This is a genomic window from Cohnella sp. (assembly GCF_041641335.1).
In the GTDB taxonomy this organism is placed as follows: domain Bacteria; phylum Bacillota; class Bacilli; order Paenibacillales; family Paenibacillaceae; genus Cohnella.
Genome location: NZ_JBEPYQ010000091.1, coordinates 14,210 through 29,849 on the forward strand (window position 1 = coordinate 14,210; position 15,640 = coordinate 29,849).

The 15,640-nt window shown below is 58.0% G+C and carries 13 protein-coding genes; 2 read left to right on the forward strand and 11 right to left on the reverse strand.

Annotated features, from left to right (window positions below):
* Window positions 1-34 precede the first annotated feature (34 nt).
* From ACESLM_RS24205 to ACESLM_RS24215, 3 genes are all read right to left on the reverse strand, one after another.
* Window positions 35-1,465, reverse strand: coding sequence for an ABC transporter substrate-binding protein (locus tag ACESLM_RS24205; RefSeq protein ID WP_372635415.1), 1,431 nt, complete (start codon window positions 1,463-1,465; stop codon window positions 35-37).
* Window positions 1,466-1,540: 75 nt separating this feature from the next.
* Window positions 1,541-2,659 (reverse strand): glycoside hydrolase family 183 protein, encoded by a 1,119-nt coding sequence (locus ACESLM_RS24210; RefSeq protein ID WP_372635418.1) that lies wholly within the window; start codon window positions 2,657-2,659, stop codon window positions 1,541-1,543.
* 31 nt (window positions 2,660-2,690) lie between these two features.
* A complete protein-coding gene (locus ACESLM_RS24215; RefSeq protein ID WP_372635420.1) occupies window positions 2,691-3,800 on the reverse strand; it encodes a glycoside hydrolase family 172 protein in 1,110 nt (369 codons plus the stop codon).
* 173 nt (window positions 3,801-3,973) lie between these two features.
* On the opposite strand from ACESLM_RS24215, the gene ACESLM_RS24220 reads away from it, so the two are divergent.
* The gene (locus ACESLM_RS24220; RefSeq protein WP_372635423.1) at window positions 3,974-4,849 is read left to right on the forward strand and encodes a helix-turn-helix domain-containing protein; all 876 of its coding nucleotides are present in this window, start codon (window positions 3,974-3,976) and stop codon (window positions 4,847-4,849) included.
* 61 nt (window positions 4,850-4,910) lie between these two features.
* On the opposite strand, the gene ACESLM_RS24225 is transcribed toward ACESLM_RS24220, so the two are convergent.
* The 6 genes from ACESLM_RS24225 to ACESLM_RS24250 all read right to left on the reverse strand — a co-directional run bounded on the left by ACESLM_RS24225 (window position 4,911) and on the right by ACESLM_RS24250 (window position 10,930).
* Window positions 4,911-5,759, reverse strand: coding sequence for a Gfo/Idh/MocA family oxidoreductase (locus ACESLM_RS24225; protein ID WP_372635426.1), 849 nt, complete (start codon window positions 5,757-5,759; stop codon window positions 4,911-4,913).
* Between the two features lie 15 nt (window positions 5,760-5,774).
* A complete protein-coding gene (locus ACESLM_RS24230) occupies window positions 5,775-6,836 on the reverse strand; it encodes a Gfo/Idh/MocA family protein (RefSeq protein ID WP_372635429.1) in 1,062 nt (353 codons plus the stop codon).
* A gap of 6 nt (window positions 6,837-6,842) precedes the next feature.
* The gene (locus ACESLM_RS24235) at window positions 6,843-7,706 is read right to left on the reverse strand and encodes a carbohydrate ABC transporter permease (protein WP_372635431.1); all 864 of its coding nucleotides are present in this window, start codon (window positions 7,704-7,706) and stop codon (window positions 6,843-6,845) included.
* 1 nt (window position 7,707) lies between these two features.
* Complete coding sequence (locus ACESLM_RS24240; RefSeq protein ID WP_372635434.1) at window positions 7,708-8,607, reverse strand: carbohydrate ABC transporter permease; 900 nt, start codon at window positions 8,605-8,607, stop codon at window positions 7,708-7,710.
* 89 nt (window positions 8,608-8,696) lie between these two features.
* A complete protein-coding gene (locus ACESLM_RS24245; protein ID WP_372635437.1) occupies window positions 8,697-10,037 on the reverse strand; it encodes an ABC transporter substrate-binding protein in 1,341 nt (446 codons plus the stop codon).
* 182 nt (window positions 10,038-10,219) lie between these two features.
* Window positions 10,220-10,930, reverse strand: coding sequence for an N-acetylmannosamine-6-phosphate 2-epimerase (locus ACESLM_RS24250; protein WP_372635440.1), 711 nt, complete (start codon window positions 10,928-10,930; stop codon window positions 10,220-10,222).
* Between the two features lie 252 nt (window positions 10,931-11,182).
* Between ACESLM_RS24250 and ACESLM_RS24255 the strand changes: the two genes are divergently transcribed.
* Window positions 11,183-12,748 (forward strand): DUF4127 family protein, encoded by a 1,566-nt coding sequence (locus tag ACESLM_RS24255; RefSeq protein ID WP_372635442.1) that lies wholly within the window; start codon window positions 11,183-11,185, stop codon window positions 12,746-12,748.
* Between the two features lie 164 nt (window positions 12,749-12,912).
* Here the strand turns inward: ACESLM_RS24255 and ACESLM_RS24260 are convergent, their stop codons facing one another.
* Window positions 12,913-13,860, reverse strand: a complete 948-nt coding sequence (locus ACESLM_RS24260; protein ID WP_372635444.1) for an ROK family protein — start codon at window positions 13,858-13,860, stop codon at window positions 12,913-12,915.
* A gap of 497 nt (window positions 13,861-14,357) precedes the next feature.
* Window positions 14,358-15,227 (reverse strand): MurR/RpiR family transcriptional regulator, encoded by an 870-nt coding sequence (locus ACESLM_RS24265; RefSeq protein WP_372635447.1) that lies wholly within the window; start codon window positions 15,225-15,227, stop codon window positions 14,358-14,360.
* Window positions 15,228-15,640 lie beyond the last annotated feature (413 nt).

A 15,640-nucleotide genomic window follows, 5' to 3' on the forward strand; every position in this document is an offset into this window, starting at 1 on the left:
GGGGATGCGATCGTCCCCGACCGCCGTCCGGGCATTAAGCTTTGGGGTTCGTTCCCGCGAGCTTGGATTTGGCGATAAAGTCGTTGATGTCTTTCTCGGCCTTGGCCAACGCTTTGTCCACGCTCGTTCCCCTCATCGCCGATTCGATCGCGGTCGAGAGGGCAAAGCTGATGTCCCAAGGATAGATCGGCTCGGCTTTCGAATACGGGATCACCTTCTCGGCGATCAACGCGCGCCAGGCATCCTTGGAGGCATCCGCATCGGTTTTCATGGCTTCGTCCACCGATTGGCGCGCGGAGAACTTGGAGAATTGGGCGCCTTTGAAGAAATCGATCATGATGGCCGGATCGCCAGCGAGCAAGTACGAGATAAACGATGCAGCTTCTTCGGCATGCCGGGATTTGCCGTCTACGACCAGCGTCCATCCGCCTAGCGTGGCCGTCGGTTTCGTCTGGTCTCCGTCGAACGACGCCATCGGAGCGACGCCGACTTTATCCAGCATATCCTTGTAGCTGTTGCGGAGCTGCCCGATCGCCCACGAGCCGCATACGGCCATGGCGACTTTTCCTTCGCCGAACGGCTTGATATCCGCGTATCCCGCAAGCTGTTGCTTCGGCATAATGCCGGATTGGTACGCTTGCTGATAGAAGTTCAATACGTTCTTGTACCCTTCGTTGTCGACGTCCGCTTGCGACCAATCGTCCGTAACCGCCAAATGTCCGGCCGCGTTATACTGCAAGCCCCAGCTGGACCAACCGAGATCCGCGGCGTTCTGCGCGATCGTGAAGCCGAACACGCCTTTCTTCGTCAGCGCCTTGCCGTATTCAAGCACTTCCGCCCAAGCGGCCGGCGGCTTCTCCGGATCGAGTCCCGCTTCCTGAAACAGATCCTTCCGGTAATAGAGCACCGCGGAAGGCTCGACCAGCTTCGGATAAGCATAATACTTGCCGCCGACCGAAACGAAATCTCTTACGTTGTCATACAAGTCATCGAATACGGTGGGATCCATCAGCTCGTTCAGCGGCAGGATCTGACCGAGCTTGGCGGCGTTCACGATGCCTCCGTAGTTCATCGTCGCGATGTCCGGCGCTTTGCCGGCCGCTTGCGCGGCCTTCAGCTTCTGAGCCCATGCATCGCCCGGAACGATCGTCAATTTGACCTCGATATTCTCATGGGTCTTGTTGAATTCGTTCGTCCATTTCTTGAACCAGGCATCCGTCGTGTCCTCGAATTTCTGCGCCCAAAACTCGATTTTCACTTTCTCCGCCGGAGCGCCGCTTGCCGAATCCGAAGGCCCGCCGCTCTCGCTCGGCGACGCGCTCCCGCTCGGACTGACGCCGGCGGAAGAGCCTGCGTCCGAGCCTTTGCCGCTATTGCCGCCGCACCCCGCAACCGCAAGCGCCAGGATGACAAGAGCCGATAACAGCGCCGACCGGATCTTTGACTTTCCCCATTTTCCTTGCATGAAGGAACCCTCCCTTTGTTTGATCCTGCTATTTAAACGCGAAGCGTCTAAATCGAACGGAAAATTCGGATTCGCTTACTTCATTAATGAAGCCTTGAACCAGAAGACGTTGTAGGGATCCCACAAGGACAACGCGAAGTACACGGTTTTGCCGCCTTCGGCCGTATACCGTTCGTTCATGAAGGGGGCGTACAGACCGGGATATTGGATCGGGCTGACCAGCTCGATCTTCCCGCCCCATGGCCCCCAAGGCGTCAATCCTTCCCGGATCACGACCCCGCTGCCTTCGTTGAGATAGGTCATCAGCCAGCGCTCCAAGTATGGATTCCAGACGACCGACAGCTCGCCGACCGAATCCTCCACCACCGTCTTGGCATCCGCCATGCGCGCGCTCCAGATCGGAGCGCCCTTCTCGTCCGTCCCCGCGAAGTAGCGGTATTCGTCCGGATTTTCCACCTGCTCTTCGCCGACCTTCATCAGCTGCACGCCCCCGTAACGGCCGGAAGGGATACACCAGAAATAGATTTCCGGCGGGTCGTCGCCATCTTGCACGCGATAGGGACTCACCTGAACGAAGTTGCTGTCTCCGGGCCATTTCACGCCCTCCAGCAAAGTCCAGCTCTGTCCTTGATCCGCGGATTTGGCCAAGCTTGCATAGTTGGCGTCCCACCGTCCCGGTTCTCCCCAGTGACTGACCGACATGTAGTAGAGGTAGAGCGCTTCGTTGGCATACAGGCCGTGCGTCGGTATTTTGGTCATTTCTTCGTAATCGATTTTAGCGGACGGCAGCAGCTCCTTCGCAAGCCCGAGCTCGTCGACGATCATGCCTTCGAAAGAAATGCCGTCGGAAGGCTCTTGATCGGCCGCGTAAGCGAGCGTATTGGAGCGCCACAAGCTGCCTCCTCCGCCGGTCATCCCCTCGGGCCTTTCGCCGAACGTATCCCCGAAGACGAAATACGTGCGCTCGCCCGCGTTGATCATGGAGCCGAGATCCGTGCCGTAGACTCCGAAGCGATCCGTCTTGTTCGGCGATTCCGCTCCGGTCAGCTGCGCCACTTGCGTCAAGTCCGATACGCCCTTGAGGACGAACTCCTTGTTCTTCGCCTCCAGCATCGGATTCGGCTTCTTCCCGCCCGAGCACGACGCCAGAACGAAAAGCACCGCGATAGCCGTCAGGCCCAACGACCTGGTCATCCGATTTCCTCCTTTGCCGCCCGGTTTCCGGTTACGGGTTCGCATGGCCGAAAATACGTTTCATGCTCGACCCGTCGAACGGTTTAAGGTCTGGAAGCGGCATCCGCTCGGGGGCCTTCGGCAGCGGGCGGTTCGGGCGATGCGGCTCCTCCTGGTACCAATAGGCCGTCGAGGACACGTCGTCGCTCCTGTGATTGTTATGGCCGTGTTCGATCGTCACCCGGATGCTCTTCTCGAACATGATCGGATCGAGAATGTGATAGCGGTACGTCGAAATTTTGCCGCTCCAGTTCCACCCGCCGCCCATGATGATGCCGTGATAAGGCGTGCACACCTCCTGCTGCGGGCACCACGCGGTGTTGAAGTAGTCCTCCATGCCCGTGCCGTGAAGCGTAGGCGGCCAAGACTCTCCGTCGATGAAAATCATGTCGTCTCCCTCGCCGTACCAGTTCCACTCCCGCGTCTCGCGCAGATTATGAACGTTGAAGTTGCAGCCGACGTAATGGCCCCTGCCCTCCGCCTCCAAAATGACGTAGTTTCCGTCCCCGGTTACGTTTTTCCCGCCGAATTCGAAATACGCGTTGTCCATCTCTTGATCCGGAACCCCGTCCGTCGGACATTCCCTGCGCCATTGGGCATGAAATCGAAGCTCATTCTCCGGAAGTCGGTCGTACGCTTCGTAATCGATGTAGAAGTAAAATTTGATCGCTTCGTCCGCCTCGCTCTCGACTTCGATTCGGGCTTCGGTCGCGTAAGGCATCCGGAAGAAGCAGTTGAACGCCTTGCCGTCTTCCGGACTCATCATCAGCGCGGCGGACGTAAAGTTCCGCGTGACGCCGTGGCCCATGCCGAAGAAGTCCCCGATCGGCGCTTCCACGCTCGGCTCCGGCTCATTGTCCCAATACATTCGCAGAACGATCTTGCGGGGCAGATACTCTTCCTCCCTCGGGCCGTCCGTCGCCATCGTCATCCAAATATGCGTGATCGCCCCCGCGCCCCGAATCCGGCAGATCGTTTGGTTTTCCCCCGGGAGAATCGAGAAATAATCCTTGTTGCCTCCCGTTCGGTCGTAACTGGACTCGCGCTTTCTTCTGCCCGTTCTCGACAGGCTTAGGGAGGATAGTTGCGGTGAATGGTGCATATGCGCAGCTCCTTTTGTCGATGATTGCGCCTTACGAATGAAGCTTCTATAATCGATATAGCGCTTACAATTGTTATTTTATATAAATGCGCGGCAATGATCTTTAGCTGAATCGTTGAGATATTTAACCGAAATTGCTCTCTTGTCATCGAAGTCGAAGAGGGGGTCCGGATATGGACATGGATTTGAACTCGCTTTCTCCTTACATTCGGGTAGCTTGGGACAGTACTATCTACCCTCCGGTGAACATTACCGAACGGATCATATTCGACTACGAGCTCATGTTCGTGAAAGAGGGGGAATGCGAGGTTACCGTGGAGGGTCATAAGTATCATGGGGCGCCGGGGGATTTATTCTTGTTCAAGCCGAATCAAGTCCACTCCATCTACCTGCTGAACGGCCAGCCTCTCCGACAGCCTCATCTGCACTTCGATCTCTTCTACAGGCCGGACAGCCCGGAGGTCAAAGTCTCATTCAAGCCGCACGCTATGCTGACCGAACAGGAAAAGCAATGGATCCGTCCAGACGTACTCGCGGAGATGGACGATCCGCTGCCCAATCACATCCGCTTGAATAAGCCCGCCGTCATCGAGCAGCTGATTCAGGAAATCATCTTCGAGTTCGACCGCAAATTTCCTTATTACGAGACAACCGCCAAAGGCCTGTTCATCCAACTGTGGGTGCTGCTGCTGCGGGAAATTCATTGGCAGCGCAACGCGCATCTCCACTCCAACTGGGAGCAGCTCGAACGAGTCAAAAACTACCTGGCGCATCCGACCGACCACGACCTGACGCTGGACGAGCTGGCCGCCTTGGCCAACATGAGCAAGTATTACCTCTGCCGCCTGTTCAAGAAGGCATACGGCATGACGCCGATCCAATACCACGTCTCCATCCGCCTGGAGAAGGCCAAGCAGATGATCCAGTTTACCGATCAATCGTTGACCCAGATCGCCGACGAGCTCGGCTTTCAGAGCATTCATGCCTTCAGCCGCACATTCCGCAAGTGGGAGGGCCAATCGCCTTCCGCCTATCGCAAAAAGAAATGACCAAAGACGGCTGCCATGCCCCGGAGCGGGAAAACGCAGCCGTCTTTGGTCATCTTATCTGTTACTCGGGCAGCTCCAGCCATTCGAAAGGCCGCTCCGCAGCCTGCCGTCCGTATTCGATCAATTGAATGACCGCGACCGTCTCGGCCGTGTCCACCGAAGATACGCCCGTCCGGTAGAAGCGGACGAGATCCCGCACGAACGGCGCGAAGAAATCGGCCTCGGCCGTCGCCAGAGCGGACGATCCTTCCCCATACTGGAACGCGATGTGGAACGGGCTGTCCTGCAGCATGTGCATTGTCGCCTTGCGCCCGTCCGGGTATTCGATCAGCAGCGCCGGCGTGCGGTCCGAGCCGATGAACATGATCCGGCGCGCGTCCGCTCCCATCAACGCCACGATCGGCTCGAGCTGATGGATCGCATAGTTGCCGAACAGGCCGGGCCCCTGGCTGCACAGCGTCTCGATCCGCCGGCCGTCCGAGCGCTCCAGCTCGGCGGCATACTCCGGCGCGTAGCGCAGCGCGGAGGAGGAGAAGACCGGCGTGCCGTGCGCCCGCGCCAAGTCGAACAGCCTGACGGCCGCCGCCCGATCCGGCGCGAACGTCTTGTCGACGAACGTCGGCTTGCCCGATCGCAGCGGAAGGTCCGCCAGCCGCTCGTGCATCTCCGGGTGGTCGGGCGACAGCACGGCGATATAATCGCTGCGCTCGACGACCGCTTCGATCGAATCCAGCAGCTCGATGCCCATCTCCTCGCACCATTGCGCGTTGCCGAGTCCTTGCGGCGCATCCGTCAACCCGTAAGCGTAAGCGACTTTCATTTCTCCGTCCGACGCTTTCTCGATCCATTCGGGCAGATGCCGGGCATGCCACTCGTCCAAATAAAAATCGATAAAACCGATCGTTCTCATCCGAGCCGCCTCCGCTTAATCCAGAATCATTTCCTTGCGCTGCTCCGACGAATCGTAGATGGCCTGAATGATCCGGGAAGTCAGAATCGCCGCGTCGATATGGGACGGCAGCTTCTCTCCGGTACGGATGCTGCGCAGGAAAGCGTCGATCTCGTTCTGGAACATGTCGCTTGTGCGGAACTTGGGCGTCGATTCGATAAGCGCCCCGTTGCTGGCCCCGTATATTTTAAAATCCTGGCCGTATTGAAGACGAATGCCCGCCTTGTCGCCCAGAAAATCGATATACATCTCGGGAACTCCGATATTCTGCGCCCAAGCTCCGTTCAGCGAGATTGTCGGTCCTTCCGTACGAACGAGCGCCGTCACGAAATCGTCGACGTCGTAAGTCCCCTCCGTGTTGGGAGGACCGGCCCACATATCGACGTAGGCGTAGTTGGCGAGATCCGCGCCCAGCTTGCTGTACGCTTGGCCCGAGACGGTTCGCGGCAGCGGGTCGCCCAGACAGTACATGACGAGGTCGAGAAAATGAACGCCCCAATCGATCAGCGCCCCGCCCCCGGCGACTGCCTTCGTCGTGAACGGGCCGCCGAGCCCGGGAATGGAACGATGAGCGCGGAAGCTGACATATACATGGTAGACTTCGCCGAGCTCGCCGGAGTCGATCATCCCCTTGATCACGTTAACGCCGTCGTTAAAGCGGTTGACGACGCCGATGTTGAGCGCCTTGCCGCTCTCGCGCTGCGCCTGCTGCATCTCCAGCGCTTCCGCGTAGGTGCGGGCCGCCGGCTTCTCGCACAGCACGTGTTTGCCCGCGCGCAGACACGCGATGGACAGCGGCGCATGCAGATGGTTCGGCGTGCAGACCGACACCGCCTCCACCTCGGGATCTTCGAGAATGACGCGATAGTCCGTAATCGCCTGGCCGCAGCCGAATTCCCGTACGGCCGCTTCCGCACGCTCCAGGTTAATGTCGCACAGATACTTGATTTCCGCCTCGGAGCTGCTGCTGTACGCCCGAATGTGCTGGCTGCTGGCGATCGCTCCGCAGCCGATTACCGCCACTTTGATTTTGCCCATGCACGGTCACCCCTTGATCCCGGTTAGCTTGATACCTTCGATGAATTGCTTCTGCGCGAAGAAGAACAGCACGATGATCGGCAGCGTGAACATCGCCGAAGCCGCCATCAGCTTCTCCCACATAATATAGTGGGTCTGCATGAACGCGTACAGCCCGAGCGAAAGCGTATAGTCCTTCTCGTTGTTCAGATACAGCAGTGGGCCGAGGAAGTCCGACCAGGTCGCCAGAAACAGCAGGACGCCTACCGTCGCGATGATCGGCTTGCTGAGCGGCATCAGAATTTGCAGGTAAATGCGCAGCTCGGAAGCTCCGTCGATTTTCGCGGAATGGATGAGCGACACCGGCAACGTCATGAAGAACTGTCGCAGCAAGAAGATGTAATATCCCGCCCCGGCGCTCAGAAACGCGGGCAGGATCAGCGGCATATACGAGCCGATCATGCCGAGCTTGCCCCAGATGATATACGTCGGAATCATCGTGACTTGATAAGGAAGCAGAAGCGTTCCGATGACGAGCGCGAAGATGACGTTCTTGCCTTTCCATTCGATATGCGAGCACGCGTAGGCGACCAGCGGAGCCGAGATCAGCACCCCGATGACGCACATGATGGAGATGAAGAAGGTGTTCCAGGTCATGCCGAGAAAGTGGATCTCGCGGAAGACGTCGACGTAATTTTCCCAGCGCGGTTGCTTCGGAAAGAGCACCGGAGGATTGGCGTACAAATCCTTGTCGGACTTGATCGAAGTCAGCAGCAGCCACAGGATCGGCATGACGAACACGGCGCTGAACGCCGCAAGGAACAGATGGGGCACGAAGCGACGGATGCCTTTGCCCGCGCCGCCGCCGAATGAACCGGTTGCCGAACTCATGTCAATCCCCCCCGTAAGTCACCCATCGGTTGGATGAGCGGAAGATCAGATAGGTCACGATGGACGTAATCAGGAACAGCACCCACGCCATCGCACTGGCATGCCCCATCCGGAAGTCGACGAACGCTTCCCGGTAGAGCAGCACCGCGTAGAACAGCAGCGACTTCTCCGGTCCCGCCATCGTCTGGTTGGCGCCGGAATTCGTCATCGACGCCAACATGAACGCCTGCGCGAAGTACTGGAAGTACGTAATCAATCCCATGATCAGCTGGAATAAAATAATTGGCGAAATGCTGGGCAGCGTAATGCTGAAAAACTTGCGGACTTTGCCCGCGCCGTCGATCTCCGCCGATTCGTACAAGCTTCTCGGCACGTCCTGCAGAGAAGCGAGGAAGATGATCATGATGCCGCCGGCTCCCCAGGCTCCCATCAGAATGAGCGAAGGCTTCGTCCAGACCGGATCGAGCAGCCAGTTCGGCCCGCGTATGCCGAGGTAGCCTAGCGCCGTATTGATGAGGCCGCTTTTCGGATTAAGCACCCACATCCAGACGAGCGACGTCGCGATAGCCGGGACGATCGAAGGAATATAGTACAAGGTGCGGTAGATGGACTGGCCGCGAACCTTCATATTCAGCATTTGGGCGAGCAGCAGCCCGACGATCAGGCTGATCGGCGTAGCGAACAAAACCATGTAAAGCGTATTGGCGATGCTCTTCCAGACGTCCTTCTCCTGGAACACCCAACGATAGTTGTCCAGTCCGACCCAGGAAGGAGACTTGAACATGTTGAAGTCCGTGAAGCTGTAGACGAGCGATGCGCCGATCGGATACAAGGTGAACGCTATAAAACCGATCAGGAACGGACTGGAGAACAGCAGTCCGGTAAGGGTCGCTCTTTTCATATCGGGTCACCTCCGTATCTTGGAGCGGATGGAACGGTACAAGCGTAACAGCCGGGGGCCCGGATTCGGAACCCCCAACCGTTCGTGCGCTATTTCAGAAATTCCGCCAGCTTGCCTTCGAGCACGCTCATCGTTTCGTCCGGCGTTTTCTTCAAGTTGAACATCAGCTCAAGCTCTTCGCCCAACAGCTTGTCGAAGTCGCTGCGCTTGGCGAAATGCGGAATCGACTTCAGGTTCGGGCTTTCGGTTAGCGGCATAATCTGCTCCGAATCGACCATGTCCTTCATGGCTGGCTGCGCCATCGCGCTCTTCGTAGCCGGGATGTTGCCCATCAGCGACATGAATTTGGCCAGCGGCTCAGGCGAGTACAAGTACTTCATGAACTCCCAGGCGCCGTCGACGTTTTTGCTCGTCTTCGCGATGTAGAAAATGGAGCTGCTTACGAGTCCGCCGCCGGCCGTCTCCGGCTTGCCGTCCAGATAAGGCAGCGGGGCGATGCCGTAATCGACGTCGATGTTCATGTTCTTGATATGGGCGGACAGCCACGGTCCGTCGAAGCGGATCGCCTGCTTGCCCGTCAGGAACGGATCGGTCGGGTCCAGCCACTTGCCCGCCGCTTGCAGCTGGCGAATGTTGTCCACGCCGAACTGGGTGTTGTAGTCATAGATCATCTGCATGGCGGCCTTCGTGCTCTCGTTGTTGAACGTCAGCTCCTTGGCGCCCTCGCTCAAGTAAGCTGAGCCGAAGCCGTGAGCCAAGGCGTTGAACAGATAAGTCTCGGACGGATAAGACGGGAAGCCGATGACTTCGATAGAGCCGTCGCCGTTGACCTTCGTCGTCTTCAAGGCGACATCGTACAGCTCTTTGCTCGTTTTCGGCGGCTCGGAGTAGCCCGCGTCGGCAAGCAGCTTTTTATTGTAGTACATAATGGAGAAGTTCGCGTTCAGCGGCAGGGAATACAGCTTGTCGTCGAATCGGCCGGATTCCAATGCGGCAGGGATGAAATCGGACACGTCGTAGCCGTCTCTGGCGATCAGATCGTCGAGCGGCAGCGCGATGCCTTGCTGGGCGTACTGGGGAACGACCCAGTCGAAGGAGTCCGTCAAGTCGGGGCCGTTGCCTCCGGCGATGGCGACCTTGATCTTCTGCTCGTCGGGTACGGACAGCCCTTCTACCGTATATTTGTCCTGGCTGGCGTTGAAGTCTTGAATGATCTGCTCCAGCGCTTCGCCTTCGGCTCCGCCCCACAAATACCATACCGATACTTTCGATTTTTCCCCCGCGGGCTTGCCGGACTCGCTTGCGGATGAAGACGGAGAGGCGCTGCCTTTATTCCCGTTATCGCTGCCGCTGCACGCGGACAGCACACCCGCAACCATCATAACGACAACCAGAAGCAATGACGCTTTTCTACCTTGCTTTGCATTCATGCTTGTTCACCCTCGCTTTGAATGATAATTTTCTCTTGTCCTCATTTCTCTTGCGAACTGCAGACCGCTTCCCCCCTCCACACCCCCTTCAATTAGTCAAAATAACAAACATTATTTCTTTTTTCGATATACAATAGGAGGAATTATCCGCCAATTGAGATGATAAGGAAGACAGCTTCCGGTTATTGCGCCAACTCCCGCTGCGACGCCGAACGGATCGCGCCCACGAATCTGCGGGTAATTTCCTGAGGACGGGTAATCGCCGTCCCGACGACGACGGCATGCGCCCCGGCTTGCAGACAAGCCGCGCATTCTTCGATCGTCCAGATCTTCCCCTCGGCCAGTACCGGCACTTCGCGCAGCGCGGCCAACCGCCCGACCAGCTCGATATCGGGCTCATCCTGCTGCGGGCTGTGCGGGGTGTAACCCGACAGCGTAGTCGATACGAGATCGACTCCGAGCTTCATGGCCGCGACTCCTTCATCGAAGGTGGATACGTCGGCCACGATCCGCACTTGCGGACATTCCTCGCGGATCGACGCGATCAATTCCGCCAGCGACCGCCCGTCCGGCCTCGGCAGCGAAGTGGCGTCCAAGGCGACGAACTCCGCTCCCGCCTCCGCGATCTCCTTCACCTCGCGCAAGGTCGGCGTGATGTACACGTCCGAATCGGGGTAATGCTTCTTGTACAGTCCGATAATCGGCAGCCCGCATGCTTGTTTAATCGCTCTCACGTCTTGCGGCGTGTTGGCCCGGATCGCTACCGCTCCGCCTTCCGCAGCCGCAACCGCCATGGCCGCCATATGCTCGGGACCGTACAGCGGCTCGCCGTCCAGAGCCTGGCAGGAAACGATAAGCCCTCCCGCTATTTCTTCAATTAGGTTTCGAGTCATTCCATCACCTGTTATCCCTGAGTTTGCACCGATAGATTCGGATTCGCCAATGCACTGCGATGGCCTCATTATAACAGCAGCCTTTTCGAAATTAAAGATATTTTTTTTATTTTTAAATATAAAAGTGGATTTAACCTCCAATTTGTAGATTGCTGTGCTATAATGAATTTGCTCTGATTCCCAATAGAGGCGCACGTTCGCAAAGTCCGGTTCCGGCTTTCGGGAACTGCCGCCAATGAAGGAGATTCGTCCATGACTGCTATCGTATATGTGCCTTTGGATGAAAGACCTTGCAACGCCGATTATCCGCTGCAAATCGCCGCCGCGACCGATCTGAACCTGATCGTGCCGCCCCGGGAGCTGCTGGGACGCAAGAAACAACCCGCCGATACCGGACGGCTCGCCTCCTGGCTGACGGAACAGGCCGCCGTGGCTGACGTGCTGATCGTATCGATCGACATGCTCGTCTATGGAGGCATCGTGCCGTCCCGGCTCCACCAGTGGAGCTTGGAGGAATGCTCCAGGCGGCTAAGCGCGCTGGAGGAATGCAAGCGCGTGAATCCCGAGCTGAAAATATACGCCTTCAACTTGATCATGAGGGCTCCGGCTTACAGCAGCAGCGAAGAAGAACCGGATTATTACGCCGATTCCGGCGCGCAGCTGTCCCGCAGCGGCTGGCTTCGGGACAAGGAGCGCCGCGACGGCTTGACCGACGAGGAGGCGCGCGAACTGGAGCGGATCTCCGCGTCCTTGCCGAAAGAGGTATACGAAGATTTCACCCGCCGCCGGGGCACGAACGCGGAGGTCAACCGGTTAAGCGTGGAGCTCGCGCGGGACGGCGCGATCGACTTCCTGATCATCCCGCTCGACGACAACGCCAAGTACGGCTACACGTCCGCGGAGCAGCGGAAGCTGCTGCTGACGATCGAGCGGGAAGGATTGCTTGACCGGGTGCACATGTATCCGGGAGCGGACGAGATCGGATGCACGCTGTTCGCGCGCGTCTTCTGCGAGCTGAAGGGCTATCGGCCCGAGGTGTTCATCCGCCACTCCGCGACGAACGGACCGTTCGTCATTCCGAAGTACGAGGATCGCAGCCTCGGAGAAAGCCTGAAATCCCACCTTACGGCGATGGGCGCGTTCATCGCCGACAACTCGCTCGAAGCCGACGTCGTGCTGATGGTCAACTCGGCCCCGGTCGGCGCCTACGACATGGCGGAGACGGACGGAGCTTACGGCGACCGCCATGCCGCCTACTTCTCCGAGGTCGGACTCCGGGAGTTCGCACAGGCGATCCGATCTTACAGCGACAAGGGCAAGCTCGTCGCGCTGGCGGACGTCGCCACCTGCAACGGCGGAGACGAGCCCCTGATGAACTTGCTGTCGGCATCCGGCTTGCTGTCGCGCCTGTCGGCCTACGCCGGCTGGAACACTTCGGGCAACTCGCTCGGCACCGTGATTTCCCATGCGGTCGTGGAGTCTTACTACCGGCGCCAAGGCTCCTCCGCGGACAGCGACTTCGAGCAGACCCGGGCGCTAAGCAGCAGACTGTTCTATGTATCCCGGCTGCTGGAGGACTGGGGATACCAAGCCGTTATCCGTACCGATATCGTGAAAAACCGTCTAACGGAAATGGGCGGCGACTACTTCCGCATCGCGCACATTCAAGACGAGGTTACGGCGCTTATACACGAACGGCTGGAGCAATTTCTGGCGCAGCATGCGACAGGCCTTATTCCCGGCGAGGTAAAGGTGAAGGAAGTCGCGCTGCCTTGGAATCGGATGTTCGAGGTCTTCTTCCGACTGGAAATCGCGTAACGCAAGCGAAGCCGCCTTCGTCGTCCTCAGGACATGAAGGCGGTTTGTCGGAGACGAATCAGATAAGGATAGTGGGTTGTATACTTTCTGAATCGTTAAGGCAAAGCCCCGCGAGAGCAGTACGGCCGAACGATGCCGCACCGCTTCCGCGGGGCTTTCCCTCTCTATTGTTCGCCGCCGTACAGCCAGACTTGCGCCGCCGCTCCAATTACTCCGGCATCGTTGCCTACATAGGCCGGCAGCAGCCGGTAAGCGGATCTGACGCTGGGCGAAGTCCGGCCGCGCACCTCCCGGTCCAGCGCTTCCAGGAAGGAAGGTCCCGTCTCCGAGACGCCTCCCCCGACGATAACCGCCTGCGGATTGCACATATGGATGTAACCTGCAATTGCCGCGGCCAGGGCGCGGATCGCGACATCCATCACCCGAGCAGCTTGCGGATCTCCTTGAAGCCACGCCTGCGCGATCTCGCGAGAGTCCGGCCGCCATGCCGGTCTCTCCGCGGATTCGGCGATCAGCTCGCGGCCGAGCCGAGCAATGCCCGAGCCGGAAGCATACAACTCGACGCAGCCGTTGTTGCCGCAATTGTCGCAGCGCGGGCCGTTAAAGTCGACGGACACATGCCCCAATTCTCCGGCGCAGCCTTGCGCTCCCCGTACGATTCGACCGGCTTCGACGATCGCGCCGCCGATTCCCGTTCCGAGCGCAACGCACAGAAAGCTGTCGAGCCCGCGGCCCGCACCGTATAGCTGCTCCGCGACGGCCACGACGTTCACGTCGTTGTCCACGTAGGCCGGCAAGCCGAACCGCTCTTCCACGCGCGACTTGATCGGCGTGCCGGTCCACCCCGGGAGATGATCTCCGGCAAAGGCGACCGTACCCGACTTGAAATCGATCTGCCCGGCGCTGCCTACGCCGATGCCGGCAACTCGGGCGTCGGCGGGCAGCCGGCTTCGTATCCGCTCGATTCCCGATAGCAGCTTCTCCATCACCTGGTCAGGACCCAGATGCGCTTCGGTCGGCGCCAGATGACGGTCGGCCACGCGTCCTTCCCGGTCGACGGCTGCAACCTGGATTTTCGTCCCTCCGATATCCGCTCCAATCGCGTATTCCATGCTCCCCCTCCATTTTGCCGGAAATATCTTTTTATATAATTTATTATAGAGGATATAATCTCCATTTCAAGTCGAAATTTGCCGCTGACCGGCGCTATCGGCTAGCGCCGCGGCTCGTTCTTCCTCCAATGGCCTCGAAAAAACTACGGCTGACCAACTGACTCACATCAACTCCGCAAGGCTCTTTTGGAGTATAGAGGCTATTCGTCATGGCCTCCCCCGTGTACCAAGGTGCGAATCTTTCGAGCAACAATCTTCGTTTGTGCGCGATTGGGGAGACGATAATCGATTCTTTAGAACATCGCCCTCCGTTTGAGCGCCATTCGGGAGACGATAATCGATTCTTTAGAACATCGCCCTCCGTTTGAGAGCCATTCGGGAGACGATAACCGATTCTTTAGAACATCGCCCTCCGTTCTCCTTGCAAATGCCTCTCCATCAGGCGTTTCGTTGGTCGGTTTATAAATGCGAATTGGTCAGTTGTACAAAAAAAAGGCTCAGTACAGCTTGTCCACGACCGACAAAGCGGTCTTGTCCAGCGCCTGGCTCGCTCCCTGCGCCTTAAGCGTCAACAGCGTTGTCAAAATATTAAGCAGGTGAATCTGCGTGAACTTCGTCGACAGCGCCCCGCCTTCGGTCGGCATCTCCCGGGACGGAACGAGCAGCACCGTATCGGCGTAGGCCGCGATCGGAGAGCGCAGATGGCTCGTCAGACAGATAACGACGGCCCCGTTCTTCTTGGCCTGCTTGACCGGATCGACCAAATCCCGCGTGCTGCCCGAAGTGGATATGCCGAATACGAGATCGCCGGGCTTCACGAGCGAAGCCGACATCGCGATGATGTGCGAATCCCGATGGGCTTCGACGTTAAATCCCGTGCGCATGAGCCGATAATGCAAATCCAGTGCCGTAATGCCGGACGAGCCGACTCCGTACACGTAGATTTTGCTGGCGACCAGCATCTGGTCGACCGCGATTCGGAGACTGTCCGCGCTGAGCAGGTCCAGTGTGTTCTTCAGCATCATCTCGTGGTTCATCGTTACTTTGCGGGCGATGGTCATCAGGTCGTCCTCTTCTCCGATTACCGCGCTGCTCAGCGACGACGGACGATCCACCAGATCCTGCGCGACCGACAGCTTGAATTCATGATACCCGCGAAATCCGAGCTTCCGGCAAAACCGGATGACCGACGTCTCGCCGACGCCCGCCTGCTCCGCCAAATCGGTTACGGTTGCCAGCACCGCTTCCTCCGGATTGGCGGTGACGGCGTCCGCCACCTTCTTCTCGGCTTTCGTCAGCGACGAATAGATGCTCGAAATCATGAGCAGCGTATTCGACTGACTCAGCTTGCTCCCTACTCTTGCCAACGTCATTCACCCGCTTTTTGTTACTTTTTTGTAGTTCAAGCATAGTAGATATAGCATCTGTTGACAAGATCGAATTGGGAGATTTATTTTTCCTGATATTAAATGGCGGAGAATTTCTCCACGCCTTCCTGTACGCTGCCTAACCTTCGAGTCCTGCTACGCAAAAAACGACGACTGTCCAATTACGCACATCAGCGCACATCCAATGGAGTGGTCTTCCCAAGGCGAATTTCCCTTAACGGTCTGGCTGACCGTTACGCGAACGAATCGGAGCGGATGACTGCCCCTAACGGTCTGGCTGGACCTCTGTCAAGAAAGTGGACACCTTTTAAGCGCATTTAGCTGATTTTTTTGTAATATATGGCCTCAAATCGATCCGGCGATACGTAACCCAAAGAACCATGGATTCTCTT

Bases quoted from the DNA above. Each gene is read 5' to 3' on its own strand.
- ACESLM_RS24210 (WP_372635418.1), bottom strand. From the start codon at position 2,659: ATGACCAGGTCGTTGGGCCTGACGGCTATCGCGGTGCTTTTCGTTCTG.
- ACESLM_RS24230 (WP_372635429.1), bottom strand. From the start codon at position 6,836: ATGGGCAAAATCAAAGTGGCGGTAATCGGCTGCGGAGCGATCGCCAGC.
- ACESLM_RS24215 (WP_372635420.1), bottom strand. From the start codon at position 3,800: ATGCACCATTCACCGCAACTATCCTCCCTAAGCCTGTCGAGAACGGGC.
- ACESLM_RS24240 (WP_372635434.1), bottom strand. From the start codon at position 8,607: ATGAAAAGAGCGACCCTTACCGGACTGCTGTTCTCCAGTCCGTTCCTG.
- ACESLM_RS24260 (WP_372635444.1), bottom strand. From the start codon at position 13,860: ATGGAATACGCGATTGGAGCGGATATCGGAGGGACGAAAATCCAGGTT.
- ACESLM_RS24205 (WP_372635415.1), bottom strand. From the start codon at position 1,465: ATGCAAGGAAAATGGGGAAAGTCAAAGATCCGGTCGGCGCTGTTATCG.
- ACESLM_RS24225 (WP_372635426.1), bottom strand. From the start codon at position 5,759: ATGAGAACGATCGGTTTTATCGATTTTTATTTGGACGAGTGGCATGCC.
- ACESLM_RS24255 (WP_372635442.1), top strand. From the start codon at position 11,183: ATGACTGCTATCGTATATGTGCCTTTGGATGAAAGACCTTGCAACGCC.
- ACESLM_RS24250 (WP_372635440.1), bottom strand. From the start codon at position 10,930: ATGACTCGAAACCTAATTGAAGAAATAGCGGGAGGGCTTATCGTTTCC.
- ACESLM_RS24235 (WP_372635431.1), bottom strand. From the start codon at position 7,706: ATGAGTTCGGCAACCGGTTCATTCGGCGGCGGCGCGGGCAAAGGCATC.
- ACESLM_RS24245 (WP_372635437.1), bottom strand. From the start codon at position 10,037: ATGAATGCAAAGCAAGGTAGAAAAGCGTCATTGCTTCTGGTTGTCGTT.
- ACESLM_RS24220 (WP_372635423.1), top strand. From the start codon at position 3,974: ATGGACATGGATTTGAACTCGCTTTCTCCTTACATTCGGGTAGCTTGG.